General features: G+C 73.5%; 9 protein-coding genes. 3 read left to right on the top strand and 6 right to left on the bottom strand.

The window, feature by feature from the left end; genetic code table 11:
* Positions 1-60 precede the first annotated feature (60 nt).
* Both pruA and C6N75_RS08690 read right to left on the bottom strand, forming a co-directional pair.
* On the bottom strand, positions 61-1692 hold the full coding sequence (gene pruA / locus C6N75_RS08695) for an L-glutamate gamma-semialdehyde dehydrogenase (RefSeq protein WP_105868285.1): 1632 nt from the start codon (positions 1690-1692) through the stop codon (positions 61-63).
* 37 nt (positions 1693-1729) lie between these two features.
* Positions 1730-2656: a proline dehydrogenase family protein gene (locus C6N75_RS08690; protein ID WP_105868284.1), complete on the bottom strand. Its 927-nt coding sequence runs from the start codon at positions 2654-2656 to the stop codon at positions 1730-1732.
* A gap of 200 nt (positions 2657-2856) precedes the next feature.
* Here C6N75_RS08690 and C6N75_RS08685 point away from each other — a divergent pair, with 200 nt between their 5' ends.
* A complete protein-coding gene (locus C6N75_RS08685) occupies positions 2857-4026 on the top strand; it encodes a PucR family transcriptional regulator (RefSeq protein WP_105868283.1) in 1170 nt (389 codons plus the stop codon).
* A gap of 279 nt (positions 4027-4305) precedes the next feature.
* On the opposite strand, the gene C6N75_RS08680 is transcribed toward C6N75_RS08685, so the two are convergent.
* Complete coding sequence (locus C6N75_RS08680) at positions 4306-5226, bottom strand: LysR family transcriptional regulator (protein ID WP_105868282.1); 921 nt, start codon at positions 5224-5226, stop codon at positions 4306-4308.
* A 92-nt stretch (positions 5227-5318) separates the two neighbouring features.
* On the opposite strand from C6N75_RS08680, the gene C6N75_RS08675 reads away from it, so the two are divergent.
* Complete coding sequence (locus tag C6N75_RS08675; protein ID WP_258177294.1) at positions 5319-6236, top strand: EamA family transporter; 918 nt, start codon at positions 5319-5321, stop codon at positions 6234-6236.
* Here C6N75_RS08675 and C6N75_RS08670 read toward each other — a convergent pair.
* Positions 6225-6830 carry a TetR/AcrR family transcriptional regulator gene (locus C6N75_RS08670; protein ID WP_105868281.1) on the bottom strand — a complete coding sequence of 202 codons (606 nt, stop codon included), beginning with the start codon at positions 6828-6830 and terminating at the stop codon, positions 6225-6227. The two genes, C6N75_RS08675 and C6N75_RS08670, sit on opposite strands and share 12 nt — an antisense overlap.
* A gap of 136 nt (positions 6831-6966) precedes the next feature.
* Here C6N75_RS08670 and C6N75_RS08665 point away from each other — a divergent pair, with 136 nt between their 5' ends.
* The gene (locus C6N75_RS08665) at positions 6967-8541 is read left to right on the top strand and encodes an MFS transporter (protein ID WP_105868280.1); all 1575 of its coding nucleotides are present in this window, start codon (positions 6967-6969) and stop codon (positions 8539-8541) included.
* 93 nt (positions 8542-8634) lie between these two features.
* Here the strand turns inward: C6N75_RS08665 and serA are convergent, their stop codons facing one another.
* Together serA and ilvC are read right to left on the bottom strand one after the other, a co-directional pair.
* Positions 8635-10236, bottom strand: coding sequence for a phosphoglycerate dehydrogenase (serA, locus tag C6N75_RS08660; RefSeq protein ID WP_105868279.1), 1602 nt, complete (start codon positions 10234-10236; stop codon positions 8635-8637).
* A 290-nt stretch (positions 10237-10526) separates the two neighbouring features.
* The gene (gene ilvC, locus C6N75_RS08655) at positions 10527-11528 is read right to left on the bottom strand and encodes a ketol-acid reductoisomerase (protein WP_105868278.1); all 1002 of its coding nucleotides are present in this window, start codon (positions 11526-11528) and stop codon (positions 10527-10529) included.
* Between the last annotated feature and the right edge of the window lie 297 nt (positions 11529-11825).

Here is an 11825-nt window from a genome sequence, read left to right as displayed (position 1 = left end):
GGACCACCGCCCCCGCCCGGCCCCCACAGCCGGACGGGGGCGGTGGTCCTTCGGGGGGTGTCAGCCCATGTGGGGGTAGGTGTAGTCGGTCGGGGAGACCAGCGACTCCTTGATGGCGCGGGTCAGCGTCCAGCGCATGAGGTTCTGCGGGGCGCCGGCCTTGTCGTTGGTGCCGGAGGCGCGGCCGCCGCCGAAGGGCTGCTGGCCGACGACGGCACCGGTCGACTTGTCGTTGATGTAGAAGTTGCCGGCCGCGTAGCGCAGCTTGTCCATGGTGTACGCGGCGGCGGCGCGGTCCTGGGAGATGACCGAGCCGGTCAGCGCGTACGCCGAGACGGCCTCCATCTGGGTCAGCATCTCCTCGTACCGGTCGTCCTCGTAGACGTGGACGGCGAGGATCGGGCCGAAGTACTCGGTGGTGAACACCTCGTTCTCCGGGTCGGTGCACTCGATGACGGTCGGGCGGACGAAGTAGCCGACCGCGTCGTCGTAGGAGCCGCCGGCCACGATGGTGCAGGAGGCGTCGGCCTCGGCCCGGTCGATGGCGGCCTTGTTCTTGGCGAAGGACCGCTCGTCGATGACGGCGCCGATGAAGTTCGACAGGTCGGTGACGTCGCCCATGGCGATGGAGTCGACCTCGGCCGCGAACTCCTCCTTGAAGCCGTTGTTCCAGATCGAGGCCGGGATGTAGGCGCGGGAGGTCGCGGAGCACTTCTGGCCCTGGTACTCGAAGGAGCCGCGGGTCAGCGCGGTCTTCAGCACGGCCGGGTCGGCGCTGGGGTGGGCGACGACGAAGTCCTTGCCGCCGGTCTCGCCGACGATCCGCGGGTAGCCGCGGTACTTCTCGATGTTGTTGCCGACCGTCTTCCACAGGTGCTGGAAGGTCTTGGTGGAGCCGGTGAAGTGGATGCCGGCCAGCTCCGGGTGGTTCAGCGCGATCTCGGAGACGGCCAGGCCGTCGCCGGTGACCAGGTTGACGACGCCCTTGGGCAGCCCGGCCTCCTCCAGCAGCTCCATGAGCAGCACGGCGGCGTAGGTCTGGGTGGGGGACGGCTTCCAGACGACCACGTTGCCCATCAGGGCGGGGGCGGTGGGCAGGTTGCCGGCGATCGCGGTGAAGTTGAACGGCGTGATCGCGTAGACGAAGCCCTCCAGCGGGCGGTGGTCCAGGCGGTTCCACACCCCGGGGGAGTTGGCCGGCGGCTGCTCGGCGAGCAGGTCGCGGGCGTACTTGACGTTGAAGCGCCAGAAGTCGACCAGCTCGCAGGGGGTGTCGATCTCGGCCTGCTGGGCGGTCTTGGACTGGCCCAGCATGGTGGCGGCGGCCATCGTCTCGCGCCAGGGGCCGGCCAGCAGCTCGGCGGCGCGCAGGATGATCGCGGCGCGGTCGTCGAAGGAGAGCGCGCGCCAGGCCGGGGCGGCGGCCAGTGCGGCGTCCACCGCGTCCTGGGCGTCGGCCTCGGTGGCGGTGCCGAAGGTGCCGAGGACGGCCTTGTGGTTGTGCGGCTGCACGACGTCGACGCGGTCGCCGCCGCCCATCCGCTTCTCGCCGCCGATGGTCATCGGCAGGTCGACCGGCTTCCCGGCCAGCTCGCGGAGCTTGGCCTCCAAGCGGGCCCGCTCGGGGGAACCGGGGGCGTAGCCGTGCACCGGCTCGTTGACCGGAGTGGGGACCTGGGTCACAGCGTCCATGTGTTCCGAGACTCCTTAGTTCTGGGTGATCAGCGAGTCAGTTCTTGGTGATCATCGAGCGGACGAAGAAGAGGAGGTTGGCCGGCTTCTCGGCGAGGCGGCGCATGAAGTAGCCGTACCAGTCGGTGCCGTAGGCGGTGTAGACGCGCATCCGGTGGCCCTCGGCCGCCAGGCGCAGGTGCTCCTCGCTGCGGATGCCGTACAGCATCTGGAACTCGTACTCGTCCAGTTTGCGCCCGGCGCGGCGGGCCAGCTCCTGGGTGACGGCGATGAGCCGCGGGTCGTGGGACCCGATCATCGGGTAGCCCTCGCCCTCCAGCAGGATCTTCAGGACGCGGACGTACGCCTTGTCGATCTCCGCCTTGTCCTGGTACGCGACCGAGGCGGGCTCCTTGTAGGCGCCCTTGACGATCCGGACCCGGCTGCCGCTCGCGGCGAGCCGGCGGGCGTCGTCCTCGGTGCGGAAGAGGTACGCCTGGATGACGCAGCCGGTCTGCGGGAAGTCCTTCCGCAGCTCCTCGTGGATGGCGAACATCGAGTCCAGGGTGGTGTGGTCCTCGGCGTCCAGCGTCACCGTGGTGCCGATCTCGGCGGCGGCCTCGACCACCGGCCGCACGTTGGCCAGCGCGAGCTCGTGCCCGCCTTCCAGCGCCTGGCCGAACATGGACAGCTTGACCGACATCTCGGCGCGGGCGCCCAGCTCCAGGCCCTTGAGCCGGTCGATCAGCTCCAGGTAGGCGTCCCGGGCGGCGAAGGCCTGCTCGCGGGTGGTGATGTCCTCGCCCACCACGTCCAGGGTGACCTCCAGGCCCTTGGCCGCGGCGTCCTCGATGACGGGGACGACCTGGTCGACCGTCTCGCCGGCGATGAAGCGGGCGACGACCTGCTTGGTGCCGGGCGCTGCGGACACGAAACGGCGCATCCGGTCGCTGCGCGACGCGGCGAGGATCACGGGACCCAGCACGGGCCACCTCCACGGAACACGAGTAGACGTACGGGGTCGGGGGGCCGGCCGCGGCCGAGCGGCTTCGTCGACGCTCGGGCACGGCACGGTGAACCACTTCGAAAGGTAGGTTTCCCCCGATGCGGCGGGCCATCGACAGACGTCACGCATCCGGACCCGGACCCTCATACAGATGTCTGAAGAGATGGGACACTGGGAGCGTGAAGGGCGACTACCAGGACCTGGTCGACGAGATCTCGGCGCTGCTCGGCGCGCCCGCGACGCTGGAGGACCGGGACTTCGGCCTGATCGCCTTCGGGGCGCACGACAGCGACGACGACACCGCGATGGACCCGGTGCGCACCCGCTCCATCCTGACCAGGAAGTCCACCCCGGCGGTGCGCGCCTGGTTCGAGCAGTTCGGCATCGCGCGGGCGACCGGTCCGGTGCGCATCCCGGCCGCCCCGGAGGCCGGCGTCTTCCGGGACCGGCTCTGCCTGCCGGTACGCCACCGCGGCATCGTGCTCGGATACGTCTGGCTGCTCGACGCCGACCCCGGCCCCGCGCCCGACCGCCTCGCCTCCGCGATGGAGGTCGCCGCCCGGATCGGTGGGCTGCTGGCGGGCGAGGAGCGGGCCGGCGCGGACCTGTCGCGCGAGCTGCGGGCGGTGCTCACCGCCGGACGCGGCTGGCAGTACGACGGGGCGCTCGCCGCGCTGGGCGCCGCCCTCGGCCCGGACGCGGAGGGCGTGTACGCGCTGCTGTGCCTGGCCCCCTGGCCCTCCGGCGACGCCCCCTCGGCCCGGCTCGCGCCCGGCACCGCCGCGCTGTGCACGCTCCCCCGGCCCTGGCTCCCGGACGGCGGGGCCACCGTGCTCGCCGCGCTGGTCAGGCTGCGCACACCGGACTCCCCCGGGCCCGCGCTGACCGCCGCGGAACGGCTGCGCGCCGCCCCGGTCCGCACCGAGCCGGCCGCCGCCGAGCCGGTCGCCGGGGTCGCCGAGCCGAGCCGGGGCCTGGCCGGGCTCGCCCACTCCTGGCGGCAGGCCGCGGCCGCCTCCCGCGCCGCGCTCGCCGAACCCCGGCTCGGCCCGGTCGCCCAGTGGGCCGCCCTCGGCCCGTACCGGCTGCTGACGGCGCTGCCCGCCACCGCGGCCGACGACCCGGCGGTACGCGAGCTGCTGGCCCCCTCGCACACCGAACTGGCCCGCACCGCCGAGGAGTTCCTCGACCACGCGGGCCAGGCCGGCCGCACCGCCGCCGCGCTCGGCATCCACCGCCAGACCCTCTACTACCGGCTCTCCCGCGTGGAGCAGCTCACCGGCTTGGACCTGGACGACGGCGAGCACCGGCTGCTGCTCCACATGGCCCTGAAGGCCGCCCGGCTCTGAGTCGGCGGGCGTACCGGCGCCGTCCCCTCCTCCGCCCCGCGTGCAGGGGGGCGGCGCACCATGCGGGCGGTGGTCGGCACCGTCTCGGGCCCGTCGGGGGCGGCGGCTCGACGTCCGGGAAGGGCGCGCCCGACGGCTCCGGGTAGCGCGACCCCTGCGCGCCGTCGGCCGGTGGCCCGGAGCCGTCCTCGGCGGCGCGGCTCCGCTCCGGCTCGTTGAGGCCGGAGCTGCGCGGCCCGGACCCGGAGGGCGCGGCGGCGGCCGGCGCGGCGCGGGTCCTCACGCGCCCCGGGGCCGGTCTCCCCTTTCCGCCGCCCGCCGCACCAGCAGCTCCGTCACCAGGGCGAGCGGGGGCCAGTCGAGGCGGCCGCGCCGGGCCAGGGCGTAGGCGCGCAGCGTGACGTCCGGGGCGGTGAGCGGGAGGAGGCGGACGCCCGGGAGGAGCGCGGTGCCGGCGGGCAGCAGTCCCACCCCCAGGCCGGCCGTGATCATGCCCTGGACCAGGTCGAGGCTGTCCGCCCGGTGGGTGACGCGCGGGGTGAAGCCGGCCATCGAGGCGAGGGTGCGCACGACCGTCTCGTCGGCCGCGCCGCGGGAGTTGACGATGAAGTCGCACTCGCGGAAGCGGGCGAGGACTTCGGGGGCGGAGGCCGGCGGGGCGTGGTCGGAGCCGGCAGCGGGGACGCCCAGTCCCCACGGGGCCGTCCACAGCGCGGTGGTGTGCAGGGCGGGGGCGAAGGCCGCCGGGGCGAGGTCGTAGTCGTAGACCAGGGCGAGGTCCGTCTGGTCCTCGGCGAGCAGGTGCAGCGCTTCGGCCGGTTCGTGCTCGCTGACCAGCAGCCGGACCCGCGGGTGGGTGGCGGCCAGCTCGGCGACCACCGGGAGCAGATGGGCCCGGATGGCGGTGGCGAAGCCGGCCGTCCGCAGGGTGCCGCTGGGCTCGGCGTCCGGGGCGAGGTCCAGTTTCGCGGCCTCGACCGCCGCCAGGATGCCTTCGGCGTGCTCGGCCAGCCGCCGCCCGGCCGGGGTGAGCCGCACCAGGCGCCCGTGCGGCTCGATCAGCGCGGCCCCGGTCTCCTTGGCCAGCACGGCGATCTGCTGCGAGACCGTCGAGGTGCTGGTACCCGCGGCCTCGGCGACCGCCCGCATCGACCCCAGCCGGGACAGCTCGAGGAGCAGGCGCAGCCGTCGTGTCTCCATGGGACCATCCTCGCATCGTTCGGATTGTCTGGACGGTACGTTCGCGATCGGCACGTGGACACGGACGGTCGCCGCCGTCTTGACTGGCCGCCATGACCGCGAGCACCACCACTCCCCCGTCCGCCGCCTCCGCCGCGCCCGCCACCTCACCGGGCGGCCCCTCTGCCGGTCTGGCCATGGCGGTGGTCGCCATGTCCGCCGTGCAGCTCAGCTCCGCGCTGGCGGTGCCGCTGTTCGACCGGCTCGGCGCGCTGGGCACGGCGGGGCTGCGACTGGCCTGGGCCGGGCTGCTGCTCTGCGCGGCGGTGCGCCCCTGGCGCGGCCGGCTCGCCCGGCGGGACCTCGGCTGGTGCGCGGCGCTGGGGCTGGCCACCGCCGGGATGATGGTCTTCTTCATGCTGGCGATCGCCCATCTGCCGCTGGGCACGGCGAGCGCGCTGGAGTTCCTCGGCCCGCTCGCGGTGTCCCTGTTCGGGCCCGGCCGGGGCCGCTGGGCGTGGACGGTGCTGGCGGCCGGCGGCGTACTGCTGCTGACCGAGCCCTGGCACGGCGGCGGCGCCGACCTGGTCGGCGTGGCCTACGCGCTGGCGGCGGCCTGCTGCTGGGCGGCGTACATCCTGCTCACCCAGCGGGTCGGCGACCGGGTGACCGGGCTGGGCGGCCTCGCGGTGTCGATGCCGGTGGCCGGCGTGGTGGGCCTGCTGGTCGGCGCGCCCTCGCTGTGGGGGGCCCTGGACTGGACCGCGCTGCTGGTGGTGCTCGGCCTGGCGCTGCTCAGCCCGCTGCTGGCGTTCACCCTGGAGTTCCTGGCGCTGCGCAGGCTGACGGTGTCGTCGTTCGGCACCCTGATGTGCCTGGAGCCGGCGGTGGCGGTGCTGGCCGGGCTCGTGGTGCTGGGCCAGACGCCCGGACTCGCCCCCGCGGTGGGCGTCGCCCTGGTGGTCGCGGCCGGGGTGGGCGCCACCCGGGCGGGCGCCCGGCCCGCGCCGGACGGCCCGTCACCCGCCTGAGTCGTCAGGCCGGGCCGTCCCGGCGGCCGCGATCACCCGGCGCAGGCCCTCCGTCAGCTCGTCGGCCCGGGTGGCGGTCTCCGGGTCGAACCGCCACTGGGCGATCAGCCCCATCATCAGCGTCATGTAGAACTTCCCGAGGGTGTTCGTCACCTCGCTGTCGCCGGACGGCTCCTCACCCCCCATGAACATCGGGATGATGCCGGTGATCGCGCCGCGCTGGGCCGCCGCCAGGTGGTCGCGCACGCCGGGGACCTGGTCGCCCATCACGATGACCTCCATGCTGAGCCGCCAGATCGAGTCCGGGCTGCTCATGGTGCGGACCATGTTCGCGTACACCTCCTCGAAGCGCTCGATCGACCCGGGCGGGGCGGAGAGCTTCTGCCCCTCCCCGCCGTCGAAGTCCTCGGACACCTCGCCGACCAGCGCGACGTACGCCTCGGCGAGCAGGGCGTCCTTCGAGCCGTAGTGGTAGCCGATCGAGGCCAGGTTGGTGCCCGACTCCCTGACGATCTCGCGCGCGGTGGTGCGCACGAAGCCGGTGCGCAGCAGGCAGCGCTTGGCACCCTCCAGCAGATCCTCGCGATGTCCCATGCCCGGCAGCGTACCCCGCGGCCGTACGGGCGTATGGAACGCCCGTACAGAGCGTTCCCGCAGGCCAACCCCTCCTCATCCCGAGCCATACGAACGTCCTATACGCTCGTTCTATACGTGTGTATATTGGCGTGCCATGACACCCTCCGCGCCCCCGGCGCCGCGCGCCGGCCGGCGGGAGTGGACCGCCTTCGCGGTGCTGCTCCTGCCGTTGCTGCTGGTCTCCATGGACGTCTCCGTCCTCTACTTCGCGATCCCGGCCATCGGCCGCGAGCTGGCGCCCACCAGCACCGAGCAGCTCTGGATCTTCGACGTCTACGCCTTCGCACTCGCCGGGCTGCTGATGACCATGGGCGCGCTCGGCGACCGGATCGGCCGCCGCAGACTGCTGCTGCTGGGGGCGCTCGCCTTCGGGGCGGCCTCCGTCGCCGCCGCCTACGCGCAGAGCGCCGGGACGCTGATCGCGGCGCGCGCCCTGCTCGGCGTCGGCGGCGCGACCCTGATGCCGTCCACCGTGGCGCTGGTGCGCACCATGTTCCGCGACGACGCCCAGCGCACGAAGGCGATCGGCATCTGGTCCGCGGCGATGGCCGGCGGGATCGCGCTCGGCTCGGTGATGGGCGGGGTGCTGCTGGAGCACTTCTGGTGGGGCTCGGTCTTCCTGGTGAACGTGCCGGCGATGCTGCTCCTGCTGGTCCTCGGCCCGCTGCTGCTCCCGGAGTCCCGGGACCCGGCGCCGGGCCGGTTCGACCTGCCGAGCGTGCTGCTCTCCATGGCGGCCGTGCTGCCGGTGGTCTACGGCCTGAAGGAGTTCGCCGCCTCCGGGTACGGCCCCGTCCCGGCGCTGTGCGTGGCCGGGGGCGCGGCGGTCGGGGTGGTGTTCGTCCGCCGCCAGCGCGGCCGCCGGGACGCGCTGGTCAGCCCGGAGTTGTTCCGCCGGCGCGGCTACCGGGCCGGCGTGGCGCTCAACTGCCTGGCCATGTGCGCCATGATGGGCTCCGCCTACTTCACCACCCAGTACCTCCAGTCCGTGCTGGGGCTGGGCTCGATGGAGGCCGCGCTGTGGAGCGTGGCCCCGTCGCTGGCGGTCGGCGTGGCGGCGCCGGCCGCGACCGCCGCGGCGACCCGCTTCGGCCGCCGTCCGGTGGTCACCGCCGGCTTCCTGGTGGCCGCCGCCGGCTTCGCGCTGCTGCTGCCGGCGGACACCGACTCGCTGCCGGTCGTCCTGGCCGCAGCGGCCGTCATCGGGGTGGGCGTGGTGGCGGTGGCGGCGCTGGTGGCCGACCTGGCGATGACCGAGGCGCCGGTGGACAAGGCCGGTTCGGCGGCCTCGGTGATGGAGACCGGCCAGGAGTTCGGCGGGGCCCTGGGGATGGCCCTGCTGGGCTCGCTGGGCACCGCCGTCTACCGGCGGGAGGTGGAGGGGGCCGCCGGGACGCCCGGGCTGCCGGCCGAGGCGCTGGACGCGGCCCGCGAGACGCTCGGCGGGACTGCCGCGGTGGCCCGCGAGCTGCCGGGCGCGGCGGGCGAGACGCTGCTGGCGGCGGCCCGGGAGGCGTTCGTGCACGGGATGCAGGCGGCAGCCGCCGGCGGGATGGCGGTGCTGCTCACCGGCGCGGTGCTGGCGCTCTGGTGGCTGCGCGGGGAGCGGCCGCGCCCGGCGGACGACGGCCGCCCCGCCCCGGCCGACCCGAAGGCGGCCGCGGTGTAGCGGCCCCGGTGCGGCGGCCGCGGAGGCCGGCGCACGGCGCAGGGGCCCCGAACCGAGCGGTTCGGGGCCCCTGCGGCCTGCGTGCTCCCGGTGTCAGACCAGGTTGATGGAGCGGGCGGAGGTCGCGCCGACCTCGTCGGCCAGCTCGCCGAGCACGCCCGCCGGGACGGTGTCGTCCACGGTGAGCACGGCGAGCGCCTGGCCGCCCTCCTCCAGCCGGGCGACCTGCATGCCGGCGATGTTCAGACCGGCCTCGCCGAGGATGCGGCCGACGGTGCCGACGACGCCCGGGCGGTCCTCGTAGCGCAGCACCACCATGTGGTCGGCGAGCGCCAGGTCCACGTCGTAGTCGCCGATCGCGACGATCTTCTGGAGGTGCTTGGGGCCTGCCAGGGTGCCAGCCACCGACACCTCCTCGCCGCCGGAGAGGGTGCCGCGCACGGTGACCACGTTGCGGTGGTCGGGCGACTCGGAGCTGGTGGTCAGCCGTACCTCGACACCGCGCTCCTGGGCGAACAGCGGGGCGTTGACGTAGGACACGGTCTCGTCCACCACGTCCTCGAACACGCCCTTGAGCGCGGAGAGTTCGAGCACCTTGACGTCGTGCTGGGTGATCTCGCCGTACACCTCGACGTCGAGCCGGACGGCGACCTCGCCGGCCAGCGCGGTGAAGATCCGGCCCAGTCGCTCGGCCAGCGGCAGACCCGGCTTGACGTCCTCGGCGATGACGCCGCCCTGGACGTTGACCGCGTCCGGGACCAGCTCGCCGGCCAGCGCCAGGCGCACCGAGCGGGCGACCGCGACGCCGGCCTTCTCCTGTGCCTCGTCGGTGGAGGCGCCCAGGTGCGGGGTGCACACGACCTGGTCCAGCTCAAACAGCGGGGAGTCGGTGCAGGGCTCCTTGGCGTACACGTCGAGGCCGGCACCGGCGACCCGGCCCTCCTTCAGCGCCGAGTACAGCGCCTCCTCGTCGACGATCCCGCCGCGCGCGGCGTTGACGATCCGCACCGACGGCTTGACCTTGTGCAGCGCCTCGTCACCGATGAGGCCGAGGGTCTCGGGGGTCTTCGGCAGGTGGACGGTGATGAAGTCGGCGACCTCCAGCAGCTCGTCCAAGGTGAGGAGCTTGACGCCCATCTGCGCGGCGCGGGCCGGCTGGACGTAGGGGTCGTAGGCGACGACCTTCATCCCGAAGGCGGACATCCGCTGGGCGACCAGGACGCCGATGCGGCCGAGGCCGACCACGCCGAGGGTCTTCTCGCTCAGCTCGACGCCGGTGTACTTGCTCCGCTTCCACTCGCCGTCCTTGAGGGCGGTGTTGGCCTGCGGGATGTTGCGCGCGGTGGCGATCAGCAGACCGCACGCCAGCTCGGCGGCGGTGACGATGTTGGAGGTCGGGGCGTTGACCACCATGACGCCGGCCTTGGTGGCGGCGGGCACGTCCACGTTGTCCAGACCGACGCCCGCGCGGGCGACGACCTTGAGCCGCTTGGCGGCCGCGATGGCCTCGGCGTCCACCTTGGTGGCGGAGCGGACCAGGATGGCGTCCACGTCGGCGATGGCGGGGAGCAGTTCGGCCCGGTCGGCGCCGTTGCAGTGGCGGATCTCGAAGTCCGGACCCAGCGCGTCGACGGTGGCGGGCGACAGCTCTTCGGCGATCAGTACGGTGGCTTTTCGGCTGGTGTACGAGCTCACGTGGGTCCTCACAAGTCCAGTGCGGACGGCCGTCCCGACGGCCGCAGGCGGTGGAGGGGCTTGCCGCGTGGAAGACGCACGACGCTGTGGGCCTGACGCGTATGTTTCAGCAGTGTAGTGGCGGGAGCGCCCGCCGTTTCCTCCGCGGCGGAAGGATCACCCGTCCGTGGTTGGACAACGAGTCCAACCTGCGCGGAGGCCGGGCGAGGGGCCCCGCCGGCCGGGCGCCCCCGGGCCGGAGAAACGCCGCGGCGGACCGGGGGTGCTCCCGGTCCGCCGCGGTGAGTGGCTTACGCCTCCTCGTCGTTCACCCAGCTCATGAGCTTGCGCAGCTCCTTGCCGGTGGTCTCCAGCTTGTGCTCGGCGTCCTGCGTCTTGTACTCGTTGTACTTCTTCAAGCCGCCGTGGTACTCGTCCATCCAGTTCTTGGCGAAGGTGCCGTCCTGGATCTCGCCGAGGACCTTCTTCATCTCGGCCTTGGTCTGGTCGGTGATGATGCGGGGGCCGGTGACGTAGTCGCCCCACTCGGCGGTCTCGGAGACCGACCAGCGCATCTTCTCCAGGCCGCCCTCGTACATGAGGTCCACGATCAGCTTCAGCTCGTGCAGGCACTCGAAGTAGGCGATCTCCGGCTGGTAGCCGGCCTCCACCAGGGTCTCGAAGCCGGCCTTGACCAGCGCGGAGGCGCCGCCGCACAGGACCGCCTGCTCGCCGAAGAGGTCGGTCTCGGTCTCCTCGGTGAAGGTGGTCTTGATGACGCCGGCGCGGGTGCCGCCGATGCCCTTGGCGTACGAGAGGGCCAGGGCGAAGGCGTTGCCGGAGGCGTCCTGCTCGACGGCGGCGATGCAGGGCACGCCGCGCCCCTCCTCGTACTGGCGGCGGACCAGGTGGCCCGGGCCCTTGGGGGCGACCATGGCGACGTCGACGTCGGCCGGCGGCTTGATGAAGCCGAAGCGGATGTTGAGGCCGTGGCCGAAGAAGAGGGCGTCGCCCGCCTTGAGGTTGGGGGCGATGGTCTCCTCGTAGACCTTGGCCTGGATCGGGTCCGGGACCAGGATCATGATGACGTCGGCCTCGGCTGCGGCCTCGGACGGCGTCACGACGCGCAGGCCCTGCTCCTCGGCCTTCGCCTTGGACTTCGAACCCTCGTGCAGACCGACGCGGACGTCCACACCCGAGTCGCGCAGCGACAGGGCGTGGGCGTGGCCCTGGCTGCCGTAGCCGATCACCGCGACCTTGCGGCCCTGGATGATCGACAGGTCGGCGTCGGCGTCGTAGAAGAGCTCGGCCACTGGGTTTCTCCTTGTGTTCTGGTGGTGCGTCCCACCGTACGGGGGGAGGATGCGGGGACGTCGGGGGGTCTCGCCACCCGGGACGGACGCGGCGGGGGCGCCGTGACCGGGTGGCGGCGGGGCTCTCCGTCCTTCGGGGGCGGGGCGCCCTTCCGCGGTGGGTTCGGGCGGGGGTCGAGCGGGCGCCGCGCCCTCTGGCGCTCGTGCCGGACTGGACGGGGTCCTTTATGCCGGACTGCGCCAGGCTCCTCAGCCACGCCCTGGGGTTTTCACTGTACCCGGGGGCCTCTGTGGGGT

Origin of the sequence: Streptomyces solincola, assembly GCF_002982015.1 — a bacterium.
GTDB classification, from domain to species: Bacteria; Actinomycetota; Actinomycetes; order Streptomycetales; family Streptomycetaceae; genus Streptomyces; species Streptomyces solincola.
Note: the sequence above shows the minus strand (reverse complement) of the source record. Positions and strands in the feature narration are given on the sequence as shown.